Annotated in this window: 16 protein-coding genes; 4 read left to right on the top strand and 12 right to left on the bottom strand. The window is 69.0% G+C overall.

The features are described 5' to 3' along the window. Positions 1 to 60 precede the first annotated feature (60 nt). From HWV07_RS01735 to HWV07_RS01745, 3 genes are all read right to left on the bottom strand, one after another. The gene (locus HWV07_RS01735; protein WP_178332644.1) at positions 61 to 2931 is read right to left on the bottom strand and encodes a S8 family serine peptidase; all 2871 of its coding nucleotides are present in this window, start codon (positions 2929 to 2931) and stop codon (positions 61 to 63) included. 165 nt (positions 2932 to 3096) lie between these two features. Then, the gene (gene psmA / locus HWV07_RS01740) at positions 3097 to 3867 is read right to left on the bottom strand and encodes an archaeal proteasome endopeptidase complex subunit alpha (RefSeq protein ID WP_178332645.1); all 771 of its coding nucleotides are present in this window, start codon (positions 3865 to 3867) and stop codon (positions 3097 to 3099) included. Between the two features lie 2 nt (positions 3868 to 3869). Beyond that, on the bottom strand, positions 3870 to 4355 hold the full coding sequence (locus HWV07_RS01745) for an Rpp14/Pop5 family protein (protein WP_178335960.1): 486 nt from the start codon (positions 4353 to 4355) through the stop codon (positions 3870 to 3872). Between the two features lie 89 nt (positions 4356 to 4444). On the opposite strand from HWV07_RS01745, the gene HWV07_RS01750 reads away from it, so the two are divergent. After that, the gene (locus HWV07_RS01750; protein ID WP_178332646.1) at positions 4445 to 4831 is read left to right on the top strand and encodes a HEPN domain-containing protein; all 387 of its coding nucleotides are present in this window, start codon (positions 4445 to 4447) and stop codon (positions 4829 to 4831) included. Between the two features lie 166 nt (positions 4832 to 4997). Here the strand turns inward: HWV07_RS01750 and HWV07_RS01755 are convergent, their stop codons facing one another. From HWV07_RS01755 to HWV07_RS01780, 6 genes are all read right to left on the bottom strand, one after another. Then, a complete protein-coding gene (locus HWV07_RS01755) occupies positions 4998 to 5603 on the bottom strand; it encodes a class I SAM-dependent methyltransferase (protein WP_178332647.1) in 606 nt (201 codons plus the stop codon). Continuing rightward, on the bottom strand, positions 5587 to 6282 hold the full coding sequence (locus HWV07_RS01760; protein ID WP_178332648.1) for an RNase P subunit p30 family protein: 696 nt from the start codon (positions 6280 to 6282) through the stop codon (positions 5587 to 5589). Before HWV07_RS01760 ends, HWV07_RS01755 begins: the two co-directional genes overlap by 17 nt. An 84-nt stretch (positions 6283 to 6366) precedes the next feature. Then, on the bottom strand, positions 6367 to 6591 hold the full coding sequence (locus tag HWV07_RS01765; protein WP_178332649.1) for a DUF8028 family protein: 225 nt from the start codon (positions 6589 to 6591) through the stop codon (positions 6367 to 6369). A gap of 2 nt (positions 6592 to 6593) precedes the next feature. Then, entirely contained in the window at positions 6594 to 7202 is a 609-nt protein-coding gene (locus tag HWV07_RS01770; RefSeq protein ID WP_178332650.1) for a rhomboid family intramembrane serine protease, read from the bottom strand. Between the two features lie 26 nt (positions 7203 to 7228). Further along, a complete protein-coding gene (locus tag HWV07_RS01775; RefSeq protein ID WP_178332651.1) occupies positions 7229 to 8164 on the bottom strand; it encodes a DUF368 domain-containing protein in 936 nt (311 codons plus the stop codon). Continuing rightward, positions 8164 to 11058 carry an oligosaccharyl transferase, archaeosortase A system-associated gene (locus HWV07_RS01780; protein ID WP_178332652.1) on the bottom strand — a complete coding sequence of 965 codons (2895 nt, stop codon included), beginning with the start codon at positions 11056 to 11058 and terminating at the stop codon, positions 8164 to 8166. The genes HWV07_RS01775 and HWV07_RS01780 overlap by 1 nt, the downstream gene beginning before the upstream one ends. A 108-nt stretch (positions 11059 to 11166) precedes the next feature. Here HWV07_RS01780 and aglJ point away from each other — a divergent pair, with 108 nt between their 5' ends. Next, positions 11167 to 12102, top strand: coding sequence for an S-layer glycoprotein N-glycosyltransferase AglJ (aglJ, locus tag HWV07_RS01785; protein WP_178332653.1), 936 nt, complete (start codon positions 11167 to 11169; stop codon positions 12100 to 12102). A 39-nt stretch (positions 12103 to 12141) separates the two neighbouring features. On the opposite strand, the gene HWV07_RS01790 is transcribed toward aglJ, so the two are convergent. Continuing rightward, positions 12142 to 12471 carry a DUF5789 family protein gene (locus HWV07_RS01790; protein ID WP_178332654.1) on the bottom strand — a complete coding sequence of 110 codons (330 nt, stop codon included), beginning with the start codon at positions 12469 to 12471 and terminating at the stop codon, positions 12142 to 12144. A gap of 101 nt (positions 12472 to 12572) precedes the next feature. On the opposite strand from HWV07_RS01790, the gene HWV07_RS01795 reads away from it, so the two are divergent. Further along, positions 12573 to 12782, top strand: coding sequence for a ribbon-helix-helix domain-containing protein (locus HWV07_RS01795; RefSeq protein ID WP_178332655.1), 210 nt, complete (start codon positions 12573 to 12575; stop codon positions 12780 to 12782). Positions 12783 to 12795: 13 nt separating this feature from the next. On the opposite strand, the gene HWV07_RS01800 is transcribed toward HWV07_RS01795, so the two are convergent. Beyond that, positions 12796 to 13206, bottom strand: coding sequence for a JAB/MPN domain protein-containing protein (locus tag HWV07_RS01800; protein ID WP_178332656.1), 411 nt, complete (start codon positions 13204 to 13206; stop codon positions 12796 to 12798). Between the two features lie 133 nt (positions 13207 to 13339). Here HWV07_RS01800 and HWV07_RS01805 point away from each other — a divergent pair, with 133 nt between their 5' ends. After that, the gene (locus HWV07_RS01805) at positions 13340 to 13492 is read left to right on the top strand and encodes a DUF7503 family protein (RefSeq protein ID WP_178332657.1); all 153 of its coding nucleotides are present in this window, start codon (positions 13340 to 13342) and stop codon (positions 13490 to 13492) included. A 59-nt stretch (positions 13493 to 13551) separates the two neighbouring features. Here HWV07_RS01805 and HWV07_RS01810 read toward each other — a convergent pair whose 3' ends face one another. Then, positions 13552 to 14790: a hypothetical protein gene (locus HWV07_RS01810; protein WP_178332658.1), complete on the bottom strand. Its 1239-nt coding sequence runs from the start codon at positions 14788 to 14790 to the stop codon at positions 13552 to 13554. Positions 14791 to 15655 lie beyond the last annotated feature (865 nt).

Genomic DNA, 15655 nt, shown 5'->3' on the forward strand with positions numbered 1-15655 from the left:
AACCGCAGTGGGGCTGGCCTCGTCCCGCCGCGGTCCGCGGGTCGGACGACGAGCGGTTCTCTAGAGGCTGGTATCCTGGCCGACCACCGCGACCGTCTGGGTCCCGGTGAACCCGGCCTCGTCGTTGCGGACGCCCTCACCGCCCTCGACGACCTCGACCCGGGCCGGACCGAAGTCGTAGGTGGCGGTGTTCTCGAGACCGCTCGGCGCCTCCACGAAGTAGGTGAACGCGACGTCGCCGTCGCTCAGCGACGAGACGTCGACCTCGCCGAAGTTGACGAGGCCGTCGGACTCGGTGCCGTCGCTGTACTCCTCGGCGAATCGCCACCCGTCCGGGATGCGGTCGGTGACGCGAACGCGGTCCACCTCGGTGACGTCCTCCAGGGAGACCGTGACGCTGTTCGTCTGCCCGCCGGTGAAGACCGACCCGTCGCCCTCACGGGTTCCGGCTGCCAAGAAGGCGGGCAGGTCCGGCGCCGTGAGCGAGACGTCGAGGTCGAAGTGCGCCTGGACGTCGAAGCCGTTGACGGCGCCGGGCACGTTGACGAGCTTCGCGACGACGTAGACGACCGCGTCCTCGACGTCGACCGAGACCGACGCCGAACCCTGGACGCCCTGGTCGCTCGCCAGGACGTTCGGCTCGCCGCTGCCCGCCGGCGTCGCCGCGTCGTAGACGAAGAGGTCGACGTGCGGGTCGCCCTTCGCCATGGCGGCGTTCCCGCCCCCGTAGTGACTGAACGACACCGAGGCCTCCAGGGTGCCGTCGGCGTCGACGTAGCCGGCGACCGCGCGGGCGTCCGTCGGCCGGTCGAGCCCGACGGTCTCCGAGCTGGACGCCGAGACGGTCTCGTTCGGCGCCAGGCCGTCGGTGTCGAGCAATTCACGGGTGACGGCGTCGACGGCCGCGTCGGGGTTGACCCGGCCGTACCCCTCGAAGGGGTCGCGCTCGGCGTGGGTGTACGTCGGCGCCTTCGCGCGGTGGTACGGCGCCGCGGTGAACGCCGTCGTCGACGCGGTCGACAGGAGTGCGGCCTTCAGCCGCATCGCGTCGGCGCGGTCGGCGTCCGCCGGTTCTGGGAGGCAGATGCTATCCGGCGCGTCGTCGCTCTCCATCGCCTCCGCCAGGAGCCCGACGACGCCGCAGGCGTACGGCGAGGCCATCGACGTCCCGGACTTCCCGGTGTAACCGCGGACCGCCTCGTCGTCCTCGGGGTCCTCGCCGATGTCGGCCGCGAAGGCCTGCGTGGTCAGCGTGCCGCCGGGTGCGGTCACGTCGGGCTTGCCGTGGAACTCGCCGTCGGCGTCGAAGCCGCCGATGCCGCCGGAGGAGTACGCGGCGATGCCGTCGAGGGCGCCAGTTGCGACCACGGAGACGGCCTCCTCGGCGACTCCTGGCGCGCCGTTGCCGTTGGCGGGCGTCGCGGCGTTGCCAGCCGCGGCCACCGGCAGGATCCCGGCCTCGGCGATGCTCGCGATACTGCCGATCGTGTCGTCGAGTTGCCCGCCGAAGGCGCCGAGCGGCAGGCCGCCGGCGTACCCCCACGACATGTTCACCGCCCGCATGTTGAACGTCTCGGCGAAGAACGCCGCGTCCTCGCCGAGGTCCGCCGTCGGGCCGCTGAGTCCCTGCAGGCCGACGATTCCGGCGTTCGGCGCGACGCCCGCGTGGACGGTGGCGTCCCCGTCGGCCGTCCTGTCACCGGCCGTCGATTCGGCGTCCCTCAGTGCGCCCACGCTGACCGACTCGACGCGACCTGTCGAGACGAGTTCGCCGCCGGTCGGCCGGACGTAGACGGTGTGGGTACCCGCCGTCTCCGCGGGTCCGACGGCGAGGACGTTGTCCCACTCGCCGGTGTCGGAGGCGAGTTCGGCCGCGGCCACCTGCCGCCCGTCCGGCCCCTCGACGACGAGCTCGATGGCGTCGCCGTATGCGGAGGCGAACACGCCGCTGCGCGGTTCGGTGACCTCGACCTCGTAGGAGAGCACGTCGCCGGCCGTCAACACCGCGTTCGGCTCCGCCTCCTGGACCGTCCCGGGGTCGGGGTGGCTCGCCCGGCCGCTGCCGGCCATGATGGACGCGCAGTGCGTCCCGTGGCCGTTCTCGTCTCTCGGTTCGCCGAACGTGCCGTACTGGTCCGTCTCGTTGTACCAGCCGAGGGTCTTCGGCGTCCCGGCAGAGATTGTGTCGACGTCCTCGAAGACTGCCTGGGCGTCGAGGTCCACGAACTCGCCCTCCAGGACCGTGTACCGCCCCTCGATCTCGTACTGTGCGGCGACGGCGGCGTAGTGCTCGATGACGTACCGGTAGGTCTCGCCCTCGGAGACGTCGACGGTGACCGACTCGGGCATCGTCGCGGTCGCCGCGCTGCCGACGGCCTCCCAGCCGTCGTCGACCCGCCGGTCGATGCGGAACTCGTAGTCGTTCGGCCCCGAGAGGTCCTCCTCGGCGACCGCCTCGACCTCGGCGGCGTCGGGCGACCAGTACAGATCGGCGTGGAGACGGTCGGCGGCCGGCGCGGTGAACTCCGCGGCGACCTCCTCGCTGCCCGTCGCGAACGTCCCGCCGGTGGCGGTCCCGGAGGCGTTCTCGGTCTCGCCGGTCTCGGTCTCCTCGGGGACGTCCTCGCCGTCGATCAGCCGGAGGCTGCCGTCGGCCTCGCTGACGACCCGGACGCCGTTCCAGGGGCCGAGGTCGGGGTGTCGGGCGTCGATCCCGGAGTCCGTTAGCCCGAGCGTCCGGTCGGCGCGACCGCGGTAGCCGCGCTCCCAGACCTTCTCCGCTTCGCGAACCCGCCAGTTGGCGAACTCGGAGTGGAACCCACCGTGCGCTGCGACGCCGTTCGCGCTCGCACCCACCGCGCCCGCGGCGGCCGTCAGGCCGGCGGCCTTCATGAAGGTCCGCCGCGAGACGTCGTAGTTGTCGTTGCTCATCTGTGACGCTCGAGCGGACGGACCTCCTCTAAAAGGGGTTTCTGACAGACCCGTCCAAAGGTCGGGGCCGGCGACGCGACAGGGGTCGGTCGCGCCCAGGGCTACGTGCGTTCGTCTCTAAACCGAGTACCTCCATCTCGACCCCCGGAAAAACAGCTGTCGGCGTTACTCCTCGTCGGCCTCGTTGCCCTCGTCCTCGTCCTCGTCGGCCAGCAGGTCGTGGTCCGCCAGGTGGGTCTCGATCTCGTCGTCGGACAGCTCCTGGAAGCCGTCGTCGCCGACCGAGATGGTCGCGAGGCCGATACCCTGCGGTGTCAGCGAGTTGTCGTTGACGGAGGCGAGCGCCTCCAGGGCGAGGCCGACGCCGGCGTCGAGTTCGAGGTCGTCGTCGTAGTTCTCCTCGAGGTAGTCCTCGATCTCGCCGCGATCGGCGCCGACGGCCAGCGCCTGCCACTCGTAGGGCGTCCCGGAGGGGTCCGTCTCGTAGAGGCGCGGTTCGCCGTCCTCGATGCCGCCGATGATGAGCGCGACGCCGAACGGGCGGGCGCCGCCGACCTGGGTGTACTGCTGAATGTGGTCGGTGACGGCCTTCGTCAGCGTCTCGACGCCGATCGGTTCGCCGTAGCGGAGCTGGTTGACCTGCGCCTGCCGGCGGGCGAAGTCGATGAGCTGGCGGGCGTCGGCCACGTGGCCGGCGCTGGCGATGCCGATGTGGTCGTCGGCCTTGTGGATCTTCTCGACGCTGGTCCGCTCCATCAGCGGACTACGGATGCGCTTGTCGACCGCCAGCACGACGCCGTCGGCCGTCCGGATGCCGATCGACGCCGTCCCTCGTTTGACCGCTTCGCGCGCGTACTCGACCTGGTACAGCCGTCCGTCCGGGGAGAAGATGGTGATCCCCCGGTCGTACGCCTGCTGCTGCGATTGTCCTTGCATTGTCAGGTATCGGGAAACTCGAGTGCTGTCGCGCCCACGTAGCCGCCGGAGAGACGCACGTCGACCCGGTCGTCCCGGACGAGGGCGGGCCGGTCGGCGTCGGCGAACGCGACGGTTCTCTCCTGCGAATCTTCCCCCGGGCGCCGTATATACTTTTCCTCACAGGCCCGCACCGTGCCGCTGACGCCCCGCACGGAGACCCCGAGCGGCTGGCCGTCGACGGCGTCCATCGTCGCCAGGACGGCCCGGAGCCGCTCGACCTCCCCGCGCCGGGCGCGGACGACCGCCTCGCCGTCGCCGTCCTCGAACCGGAAGTGGAGGACGCTCCCGTCCAGGTCGGCGCTGCCGGCGTCGCCCAGGAGGTTCTGGGCGGCGAACCACAGCTCGCGCTGGAAGGTCCGGCGGTCGAGGGCGGCGTCGGGCCACGACGCCAGGCCGACCGCCAGGTAGCGCCACCGCGGCCGGAGGTGCTTCGGGAGGTGCTTCACGGCCCCCGGTTCGACCGCCCGGGTCATAGCTTCCGGGGAACGCGTCCGACCCCGGGATTGATACGATTCCGTGAGCATTGCCAACACGCATGTCGCATGAGACCCGATCCACCGAATTTGCGGACGCAGAGCTACAGAAGGCCCGGGAGGCGCTGGCCGACGCACGGATCCTCCAGGAGGGCGGCGGGTCCACGGCCGGGACCGTCGACCGCATCTACTACGCGGCGTTCCACGCCGCCCGCGCCGTCCTGTCGGTCCGCGGGTCGCTCCCAGAGGACGAGGACCACGTCCCCGCGCAGTTCGCCGAGGACGTCGTCATCGCCGAGGAGACGTCGATGGAGGACGCGCAGTTCCTCAACCAGATGCGCGCCTACCGGAAACGGGGCGACTTCGAACAGGAGCCCCTCGACCTCGACGTCGAGGCCAAGATCGCCCGGGCGGACCGGTTCATCGAGGACATGGCCGAGTTCTGCTGACCGAACGACAGGTAGCGGACGAGACGACGAACGGGCCGTGCGGCATGCAGGCCGGGGTGGAGATTCGGACCGGACCGGACTGGGCCGAATCAGTCTGGACCGGACCGGTCGGGGTTTTTCTTCGCGACGTCACGCAGAACGGTCGTACTACCGAGCGACGCCGTCGTTACGCCGACCGCTCGGCGACGAGGACGCCGACCTGGTCGTGGACCATCTCGACGGCCGTCAGCGAGAACCCGGCGTCGGTGAGGGCGTCCGCCAGCATGCCGACGGTCGAAGGGTCGTCGACTTCGGGGCTGTAGAAGGGCTCCTCGGGGTCGGGTTCGTCGAAGAACATCACGTCACCGAGCACGAACCGCCGCGGCCCGAGGTCGGCGATAACCTGGATAGCCTCGCGCTTCTCCTCGTCCGAGAGGTGGTGCATCGCGAAGTTCGAGACCACGATGTCCACCTCGCCGTCGTAGTTCGGCTCCAGGAAGGAGCCCCGGCCGAACGTGACGTTGTCGTAGCCCGCCCCCTCGGCCTTCCGTCTGGCCTCCTCCATCATCCCCTCGCTGATGTCGCGGCCGATCACCTCGGCGGCCCGCTCGGCCAGGCGCAGTCCGATGGCGCCGGTCCCACAGCCCAGGTCGAGGACGACGTCCTCGGGGCCGGGGTCGGCGTAGTCGACGACCAGCGAGACGCAGGCGCGGTACTCCTCGCTCTTGGAGTCGTCGTACTCCGAGGCCTTCTCGTCGAACCGTGCCGCGTGCTCCTCATGCGTCTTCTTCATGGTCGTCGATACGCACGCCAGGCTCAATGAACCCCTCGGACCGGCGGTCCCGGTTCCGCGATGCGATTTCCCCCCAGGCCCGGAGCCCCGCCTCGACGGCGCCGCGCTCGAAGCCGATCGTCTCCGCGAGCGCGAAGAGCTCTCTCGGCGCCCGCAACTGGAGGTGCGAGCGCGCGTCGGCCGACACGACGTAGGGCACGTCGTACTGCTCGACCAGCTCGCGGAGCTTCCGGAGTCCCTGGATGGCCTGGACGCGGGGGCCGCCGTCGTCCCGAAGCACGCGCCCGAAGTTGAACTCCAGGTGGACCCGGTTCTCGGCGGCGGCTCTCGCCAGCACGTGGTTGACGTCGCCGTCGCGCATCGGGTGGGCGAGGACGTCCACCTTCGGCTGCTCGACGGCGAAGCGGTTCAGCGGCCCGCCGTGGACGCAGACGACGTCGACCTTCGACCGGTAGTTCCCGACGAGTCCGCTGGCCTGGCTGGTGTCGTCGGTGCGGATCTCGATGCCCGAGACGACGTCGACGTCGTAGGCGTCGACGATCCGGTCGGCGTCGTAGTCGGTCCGGGCGTCGCCGTGGTTGCGAACGACCACGCCGTCGAAGCCGTAGTCGGCGGCCGTCCTCGCCAGCCGGGCGGCCGTGGCCTCGCCGTCGGGGTGCGCGTGGACGCCCTCGTACATGGCGCACCGTCCGCCCGGCGCACCCTTCTGTGTTCCGCCTCGCGAGCGCTCACCGGACGACGACCGACGAACCCGGCGCGTCCGTCAGCGCTCGTAGGCGTGTCCAACGGTCAGCAGGAGGAGGTGCGCCGTGACGAGCCCGGCGAACGCCAGCGCCCGTTCGGTGCCGCCGATGCCGGCGGTCAGGAAGGGGACGTAGCCGACCGGGAAGACGACGGCAGCCCAGAACGCCCCCGCCTCCATCGACTCGTAGAGCGCTTCGAACCGCCGTCCGGCGTCCATCTCGTGTTCGATCCGTCCTAACCACATGATTACCGATTGGGTCGTTCCACCCTTGACTCCGGTGCCGGCGTGCTCCGGCTCTTATGTAGGAGTCGGAACCGACCGGCGACGACGCCCACCAGGAACCCGGTGAAGTGCGCGACCAGGGCGACCCCCGGCGCGGCGGTGGCCAGCGTGACAGCGGCCGCGAGGACGGCGAACAGGATCAGTCGACCCAGCGGGCCAAGGGGGATCCACGACAGCGCCCACTCGGAGGCCCGGTTCCCGACGAGCAGGTAGCCGAATAACGCGAAGATCGCGCCGCTAGCGCCGAGGACCGGGCGGCTCCCGTAGGGGACAGTCGCCAGCACCTGCGCGACGCCCGCGAGCGCACCCGAGACGACGAAGAAGAGGTGGAACCGGATCGACGTCGACTGGTAGGCGACCAGCGGGCCGACGACGAGCAGCGCGACGGCGTTCGCCACCAGGTGCGCCGGGCTCGCGTGGGCGTAGACGCTGAGGACTACCGTCCACGGCCGGTGGTCCAGCGGCAGCGCGAGCGCGAAGGCGGTCGCCTCGAACCCGTAGGAGAAGCCCGTCACCTGGGCCGCGAAGACGACGGCGAACAGCGCGAGCGTCGTCAGTGTCGGCCTGCCCATACGCCGCGGTACGACACGGGCCCCTATCAGTATTCGAGATCGTCCGTGTAGTAGTCGAGACCGAACACCGCGAACGCGCCGACTACCGCCGGGACGACGACGAGGCCGGCCACAAATGGTGAGAGGGCCTCGACGTTGGTCGCCACCTCGGTCGCGGGGAGCCGCAGCGCGCCGACCATCAGACTGACCAGGAAGGTGAGCGTCGCCTCCCGGTACCGGTCCAGCGCGGCCCGGACCGCGTAGGCGACCGTGAAGACGCCGACGACGGCGCCGACCATGAACGACGCGAAGAACGACAACGTGTCGGCGAGCGCCGTGGTGTTCCCGGCGAGGGCGTACTCGACGACGTCGCTCGGCAGGTCGCTCATGAACTCGTACTGGCCGAGCACCAACAGGAGGAACGACCCCGAGACCCCCGGCAGGACCATCGCCGAGATGGCGATCGCGCCCGAGACGAAGAGCACCGGGAGCGTCGCCTCCAGCGACCCCGTCGTCGAGGGGTCCGTGACAACGAACGCGAGCAGGAAGCCGGCGATACCGACCAGGACGCGACGCGGCGTCCCGGCGTCGACGTGTCCGTACAGGACCACCGCCGACGCCGCGATGAGGCCGAAGAAGAAGGCGTAGGTCGGCACCCTGTACTGGTCGATCGCGTAGTGCATCACCGTGGCCATCGACGCGGCCGCGGTGATCACGCCGGCGCCGAGCACGAACAGGAAGGGTACGTCCATCCGGACCAGGTCCCGCGAGAGTTCGGTGCGCCCCTGGCGGGTGTGGATCGCACCCAGGTGCCGGACCGCTCTCGGGTCCAGCGACGTCAGCGCGGTGATGAGCCGCTCGTACACCCCCACGATGACGGCGATGGTGCCACCGGAGACGCCCGGGACCGTGTCGGCGGCGCCCATACAGAGTCCCTTGAGGTACACCGCGAACCACGCGCGCAGGCCGGTCGGGCCGCTCATCAGGGTCTGCGGGCGGCCTGTCGCTGCTGGTCGTCCGACCCGTTCGCTCCGCCGGTCTCGTTCGTCGAGTTCTGCGTGGCGTTCCCGCCGTCGGCGGAGCCGCCGTCGGTCGACCCCTCGGTCTCGTTACCCGCTCCGGGGTTCTGGCTGCCTTCGGGGGCCTCACCTTCCTCGAGTTCGACCTGTACGGGGCCCTCCTCCTCGCCGAGGACCTGTCCCTCGGTCACGTCCGCGGTCCCGCCCCAGGCCGTGGCTTCGGCCTGGTCGATGGCGGTGAACTGGTAGCTGCCGTTGGCGCGAACGTCGACGTTCGTGTAGCCCGCCTCGGTGCCGTACTCGTCGTAGCCGGTCGTCGAGTACGGAACGGTCATCTCGAAGTTCCCGTTCTCGTCGGTCTGTGCGAACTGTCGGTAGACGAACGTCTCGCCCGTCGAGTTCACCTCCATCACGACGCTGGCCTCCACCTCGGAGTTCGCGGGCCCGGTCCCCTGGACGGTCGCGCCGTCGACGCGCTCGAAGGTCTTGACCCACGATTCCCGCTGGTTGCCCGGGAGGCTGATCCTCGCGTGCGACGTGGTTGCGGCGCTGGCGTGGACCAGCCGGAAGTGCTGGAGGGCCTCGATGCGCTCGCCCGGCTGGCCGAGGATGCCGCCGTGGATCGCGTTGGGGTCCTGCTCGGCGGCCTGACGGGCCTCCTCGCTCGAGTTGTACCGCTCGATGAGGGCGCCCATCCCCTCCTCCGGCGGGACGGCGACGCCCCGCGTCTGGTTGTAGCCGCCGAACCGCGTGACGAACTCCGCCGGCTCCTGGGCGGACCCGTGGTGCTGGTAGAGGCGGACGCGCATGCTCTCGAAGCCGCGCTGGGTGTGGACGCCGATGTTCTGGCCGCCCTGGTTGAACACCGTCACGCCGAGGTCGCCGCCCGAGACGCCGTGTCTCGTCTCGAAGGCGGACGGGGCGTTGTACTTCCGCGTCGCGGCGTACCCGAGCTGGTAGTCGACCATGACGTACCGGGTGCCCGACGCCTCGCCGCTGTCCTCTTCGAGGATCTCGAGTGCCTCCTGTTCCTCGTCGGCGAGCAGGAAGTCGGCCGCCTCGTCGGCGTTCTGCTGGAAGGGGTTCGCGACCGGGATACGCTCGGCGCCCGTCGTTATGAAGTGGCCGTAGTCCCACCACGACATGACGCCGTACGCCCCGTCGCTGTAATCGAAGTCCTCCGTGATCTCGTACGTCCCGTAGTAGTCGAGGTCGGAGTCGCCGCCGGACCCGTACGTTCCGGGCGCCGGCGTGTTCTCTTCCATCCACTCGAGGCTGCCGTCCCAGAGCTGGCTCTCGCCGGGGTTGGCGCTCTGGTCGGCGGCCTGCATCGTCGATCCGGTCACCACGAGCGGTCCGGCGACCACGAAGAGGATGGCGACGACGATGAGCACCTGGTACGGCTTGATGTTCGTCACGTCGCGCCTGACGTCGTCCAGGTCGACGAACCGGTAGACCTCGCGGACGAGGAAGGCGTTGGCCGCCGCGACGGCGATGACGAAGTAGTAGTCGAACCGGACCTGCGTCAACGTCATCAGGAGGGTGAAGCCCGCGAAGATCAGGACGAGCACCTGCTCGGCCCGGGGTCGCTCGTCCGTCAGCACGCGGAAGAGCATCAGGCCGAACCCGACGATCGCCGTGTAGAACGCCAGCATGTAGGAGTTGGCGAAGAAGTCGATCGGACCGTCGGCGACCGCCCACGGCGAGGAGATCTCGCCGACCGTCCGGGCCGAGTCCGTCGCGGTCAGGCCGGCGACGCGGGTGAGCTGAGTGACGAAGAAGTCGAACGTTTCGGGGCTGATCACCGCGACGAGGCCGGCGGCGACGGCGCCGACTGCGAGGACGGCGAGGGGGTATCCGAACCGCGGGAAGTCGGTGTCGTCCCACAGGCGCGCCACGGCGGCCATGAACAGTGCGCCGCCGGCGACCAGCAGCGCGAGCAGTGGCTGGAGGATCGAGAAGTCGGTCGCGGTCAGTTCGAAGGTGACCACCTTCACGCCGGTGAGCAGGGTGACGACGAGCATCGCGACGATCGACGGGATCGCCACGTGGTCCGGGCTGTGGCCGCGGAGGTAGTCGAGGGAGAGGACCGCAAAGAGGAAGAGGGCGAACAGGCCGAGGAAGAACACCGCCGGGGGCCACACCCAGATGTGAAGCGAGATGGCGACGCCGGCGAGGGCGCCCCAGATCGCTGGCCGTCGTAGCGCGTCGAAGTCACGGGCTTCGACGAGTTCGTAGATCGGTTTCTCGCGCTGTCCGACCGTCGCCATCACCATCACCGCAGCCAGCGAGAACGCCTGGAACAGCGTCTCCGCGACGTGGTGGTCGGTGAAGCCGACGACGCTCCGCGAGAGGAACGCCCCGGGTGTCATCGCGAGGACGAGGACGGCGACGATACCGCCGAACCGGCCGCCGAGGCGTTTGCCGACGTAGAAGACGGGGATCGCACAGAGGGCGCCGAAGACGGCCGGCGCGACGAGGAACGTCATGTCGATGGTCGACTGCGAGGGGCTGCCGAGGCCGACGACGAGTGCAGCGAAGGCGATGAGCTGGTCGAACAGCGTCCCGAACTGCCCCGTCCGTTGTCCCACGTCGAAGCCCGTCCAGGGGTCGAACGGGAGGTTGAACGGGAAGTTCCGGATCGCGTAGTTCGTGGTCCGGTAGTGGTACCAGGCGTCGTTGCCGCCGAGGAGGATGCCGTCGTCGGTCAGGTACCGCTCGTAGTTTCGCACCCGGATCCACAGCATGAACGCCATCAGAACTGCGAGGACGGGGATGTGGTACAGTCGGTACACGGTGTCGAGTTGCGACTCGTACTCGTCGAGTCGCTCTTCGACTTGGTCCCACCGCTGACTCATTGACCTCACCAACTGTCAAAACGCGCATAAGCCTTTTCCATTGTACGTCGAAACCCTCGCGTGAGGGAAACTCAGACTTTTTACCGCTCGGTCGCACAGCCTTCGACAATGCCCGACCGCGCGGACGTCTGCATCCTCCTGCCGACGCTGAACGAGGCCAACACCATCGGCGACGTGATAGAAGGCTTCCGCCAGCAGGGGTTCGAGCACGTCCTGGTGGTCGACGGCGACTCGACGGACGGGACCCGGGAGATCGCGCTCGACCACGGCGCGCGTGTCGTCACGCAGGACGGCAGCGGGAAGGGACAGGCGGTCCGCCAGGGGATCGAACACATCGAACAGCCCTACGTCCTCATGGCCGATGGGGACGGGACCTACCGACCGGAGGACGCCGACCAGATGCTCGAACCGCTCTTCGAGGGGCGCGCCGAGCACGTGATCGGGAACCGCTTCGCCGACATGGAGGACGGCGCGATGACGAAACTGAACCGGGTCGGCAACCGGATCATCAACCGGATGTTCGGGGTCGTCCACGGCCGCGAGATGGTCGACATCCTCTCGGGGTACCGCGCCTTCTCCCGGCAGTCGTTCGAACGGTCGAGCCTGCGGGCCGACGGGTTCGGCATCGAGACGGAACTGGCCGTCGAGTGCGTCCGGATGGGCATCCCAACCGAGGTGGTCCCGATCCGCTACGAGCAGCGGCCCGGCGGCTCGGAGACGAACCTCCACCCGCTGAAGGACGGCGGGCGGATCTTCCTGACGCTGTACGCGCTCACGAAGACGAACAACCCAATCTACTACTTCGGGAGCGTGGCCGTTCTCGGGACGCTCGCTGGGACGCTCGTCGGCGCCTACGTGGGGTACGACTACTTCGTAAACGGGATCTCCCACGAGGTGCTCGCAGTTCTCGCGACGTTCTTCATCCTGCTTTCCGTACAGTTGCTGATGTTCGGCGTGCTCTCTGACGTGATCGTCTCGGTCAACCGGGAGCAGACTCGGCGGCTCGAGGAGATCTCGGATCGCCTCCGCGACGTCGAGGAGTAGCGCAGAGTACCTCGTAGACCGGTGTGTTCGTCGTAAGAATCAGAAGGGAAGCAGGGAACGGAGCTGCCCGACGATGCTGTTGTTCGCCCGCTCGCGCTTGGCCTCGAAGACCGGGTGGAGGGCGTTGAGCAGCTCCTGTCTGGTGTCGAACTGCGTGGCGTGAGCCTCCTCCAGGACGGAGGACAGCTGGATCTCGTTGCCCTTCGCGTCGTACGGGATCGCCGGGTCGTCGAGCGTCTCCAGCAGCTCGGCGTCGGTCGTCGGGAAGTTCACGTCCCGGCGGTTGAGGTGCTCGTCGAGCGCGGCGATGCCGAACGCGACGGTCTCGGGCACGTCGTCGTCCCCCTGCTGTGGTGGCCGGACTCCCATCGTGTGTCGGCTTGTGGCTACATCACCCTAAAGGCTCCCGAACTTGGACAAGCGCACGGAGTTGGACAACGCCTATCCGGTCGCGCGACCTTCGGGCGACCGTGACCGACTACACGACGGTTTCCATCCCGAAGGAGTTGGCCGACAGAGTCGAGGAGACCATCGAGGGGACGAGCTTCTCGTCGACGAGCGACCTCGTCAGGTTCCTGCTCCGCAGCATCGTCATCCAGCACCAGCAGCGGGGCGAGCTGACCGAGGCAGAGTTCGACGAGATAACCGACCAGCTCCAGGACCTCGGCTACCTGGAGTGAGCGCGCCGGGAGGCTACGAGGGGTCCTCGAGGCTCCCGTGCGGCGGCTCGGCGTCGACCGTCTCGAAGGGGAGTTCCTCGCCGGAGCGGTCGAAGGCCGCGACGCTGTCGTCGTCGTACGGCGGGATGGCGACGAAGACGACCTCGTGGAGGTCGTCGGCCTTGGTCAGCGCCAGGTTCCCGCCCGGGTGGGAGACGAACCGCCCCGCGGCACCCGGCGTCGAGAGGTCCATCCCGAAGACGGCGGTGAGCGACTGGCCGGTCTCGGGGAGGTACATGTCGGTGAAGACGGACGCATCTGCGGGGAGATCGGCGTCCAGTTCGTCGGCGGGCATCACGTCCAGCGCGATCGTGACCGACTCCGGATCGCGGTCGGCGGCGACGTCCAGTAGCGCCGTCAACAGCCCGCTCGTGATGTAGACCACGTACCGGTTAGGAGGACGCCAGGGATAATAGCTACCATATTTTTCCACTCTTTCTCGAGGCATTCAACAATAGATACCGAGGAATGAATTGGGGAATAAATATAATCCTTACTGGGCAGTTTTGGAGGACGTAATGACGACTGATCGATCCCAGTCGACCTCAGGTACCGTCAGCGAATTCCTCGCAGCCCACCCGCGGATGACCGGCGTCCTGTTCGCGATGTTCCTGGCACTGGCCCAGGCCGGACAGGTGGCCGCCGGCGGTGGAACGTACCACGGCCCGTAAGGCTGCATCACGTTGGCGGTACCGAGGGCGTCGTCGATCGTTCTCGGACCGCAGATTCCTTACTGCCGGGGAGTGTCGGACGGGTCGACCCTGTCCGTCCAGGTGAACTCGCCGTCGAACCGGACCGGGAAGACGGACGTCTCGAAGTACTCCCGGAGCGTCGCCCGGGAGACCTCGAACGTCGGCAGGGTCCCGGGACAGAGGAACACCTCGTCGACCCCCGGGACCGCCGGGCGGAACTGCGAGCCCATCCCGCCCTGGTTCGTCGGGAACGTCGTGACATCGAGTTCGTAGTCGTCCCCGTCCCCGCCGGTCGAGACGTCCGCCAGGAGCGCGCTGCCGGTCTCCGCCTGCGCGATGTCGGCGTTCCCGTCGCCGATGACGAGGTACTGCGACCCCACGACGCTCCGGTCCCGTGCGACGTTGAGCGCCGACCGGAGCGGGAAGCCGTAGTCGAGGAGTTCCGCGAGGGTCTTCCCGATCCGGATCGCGCCGCTGTTGGTGATCTCCTCGACCGTGACGACCCCCGAGATCGCCCCCCGCTCGATGAGCCGCCGGCCCTGCCGGTAGGACCGACAGGCGTTCAGGAAGAAGATGTCGATACCGACGGTCGAGAGCGACGCCGCGTCCAGCATCCCGTCGCGGCACCGGAACCCGTCGTCGTCGACGTGGCCGATGTAGTGGAGGAAGTCGACGTCCGATTCGAGGACGAGCGACAGCTGGGCCGCCGTGAGGTCCTCGTAGAACGTCACGTCGACGGGGAACTCCTCGCGGGTGCCGTAGGCGGCTTCGACGCCGTCGCGCTCGTCGAGCATCGAGTCGTCGTTGCAGACGACCACGATCTCGATCTCCTCCTCCCGCGCCATTCGGTCGAGCCGGTTCCGGTAGGCCGCCGGGAACGCCTTGCTGGCGCCGATCGGCGTCCCGCGCCCGACCCAGGCCTGTTCGAGGGAGTCGTCCGACCCGATCTGAACGTAGTGATCCGACGCGGCTTCCGCGAGTGTGGCCGACTCTGGTTCCACCTGCAGCGAGTCGGTCGTCGACACGGCCACCGGATCGATCGACGCACCGTCCACGCCTGTCTCGGAGTCCTTCCGGGTCCGGACCACCGCGAGATCGGCCACGAGGAACGGGAGCGCCTCGAGGCTGGCGGCGGTCGGTTCGACGTGGGCGGTCAGCTTCCAGGTGGGGAGGTACTCGGCGATCGCGTCGTAGGGGACATCCGCGTAGGCACGGAGCCGTTCGGCTCCCGGCCGGCCGTAGAGGTCGTCCAGGTCGACGTCGAGCGACCCCTCCAACTCGCGTCGCTCGTGGAGCGGGATGGTCTGCGCGGGCCGGCCGTGCGCACCAGACAGTCGAGCAGGAAGGTCTTCTTCAGCGTCCGTTCTACGGCCGCCTCGAACCCCTGGTCGCTCTCGAGGCCGGCGGACTCGCCGTCGACGACGAGACGGGGTTCCGGACCTTCCTCCACGCGTGCCCCCAGGTAGTAGGCCAGCGGCGAGACCACCATGATCTCGCGGAGCGACGGCGGAACTTCGATCGCGACGTCCGGCGACGGCGGTTCGATACCGTCGGGAACGGCCAGTTCGTCGGCCAGTTCCAGTGCGGGTGGATGCCCGCGGAGCGTCGGGTACGACCGCTCGCTCCGCGCGGTCTTCAGCGCGCTCCCGAACGACGACACCGCTGCCATCACGTCGGTCGGGTCGTCGGTGGTCCGGACCGTCGTCGCCGGCCGTTCGTGGTACGACCGGGCGCCGATGCTGACCGTGCGAGACTCGGCCAGGGATAGCTCGACGTCCGTGACGGACGTCTCCACCCGCATCGGTCCGGTCACGTCGACGTACAGCTTCACTGGGCCGGAGAGCTCCAGTTCGAAACGTCCGGGCCCGAACGTCCGCTCGTCGAAGTGTCCGACCTCGACGGTCGGCTCCGCTCCGTGCACGAACGTTCGCGAGAACCCGCCGAACGCGAGCCGGTCGGTCTCGACCTGCACGGACGAATCGACCGGGTACCGGAACGGGTTCCCCGGCAGCGGGGCGGGCGAGACTGTCCCGCCGGTGGCTATCTCGCAGTGCCGTCGCTCGATCCGGTCGTCGATCTTGAGGCCCGCCCCGTCGTCAAGCGGGCGGATGGAGAGCCTGTCGACGCCCCGTCGCCCGCCAC

Origin of the sequence: Natronomonas salina, from assembly GCF_013391105.1 — an archaeon.
GTDB lineage: Archaea > Halobacteriota > Halobacteria > Halobacteriales > Haloarculaceae > Natronomonas > Natronomonas salina.

What these genes read in the sequence shown, in the direction of transcription:
- HWV07_RS01775 (WP_178332651.1), bottom strand. Translation starts at nt 8,164, where the DNA reads ATGAGCGGCCCGACCGGCCTGCGCGCGTGGTTCGCGGTGTACCTCAAG.
- HWV07_RS01760 (WP_178332648.1), bottom strand. Translation starts at nt 6,282, where the DNA reads ATGTACGAGGGCGTCCACGCGCACCCCGACGGCGAGGCCACGGCCGCC.
- HWV07_RS01735 (WP_178332644.1), bottom strand. Translation starts at nt 2,931, where the DNA reads ATGAGCAACGACAACTACGACGTCTCGCGGCGGACCTTCATGAAGGCC.
- aglJ (WP_178332653.1), top strand. Translation starts at nt 11,167, where the DNA reads ATGCCCGACCGCGCGGACGTCTGCATCCTCCTGCCGACGCTGAACGAG.
- HWV07_RS01755 (WP_178332647.1), bottom strand. Translation starts at nt 5,603, where the DNA reads ATGAAGAAGACGCATGAGGAGCACGCGGCACGGTTCGACGAGAAGGCC.
- HWV07_RS01750 (WP_178332646.1), top strand. Translation starts at nt 4,445, where the DNA reads ATGTCGCATGAGACCCGATCCACCGAATTTGCGGACGCAGAGCTACAG.
- HWV07_RS01805 (WP_178332657.1), top strand. Translation starts at nt 13,340, where the DNA reads ATGACGACTGATCGATCCCAGTCGACCTCAGGTACCGTCAGCGAATTC.
- HWV07_RS01790 (WP_178332654.1), bottom strand. Translation starts at nt 12,471, where the DNA reads ATGGGAGTCCGGCCACCACAGCAGGGGGACGACGACGTGCCCGAGACC.
- psmA (WP_178332645.1), bottom strand. Translation starts at nt 3,867, where the DNA reads ATGCAAGGACAATCGCAGCAGCAGGCGTACGACCGGGGGATCACCATC.
- HWV07_RS01770 (WP_178332650.1), bottom strand. Translation starts at nt 7,202, where the DNA reads ATGGGCAGGCCGACACTGACGACGCTCGCGCTGTTCGCCGTCGTCTTC.
- HWV07_RS01780 (WP_178332652.1), bottom strand. Translation starts at nt 11,058, where the DNA reads ATGAGTCAGCGGTGGGACCAAGTCGAAGAGCGACTCGACGAGTACGAG.
- HWV07_RS01765 (WP_178332649.1), bottom strand. Translation starts at nt 6,591, where the DNA reads ATGTGGTTAGGACGGATCGAACACGAGATGGACGCCGGACGGCGGTTC.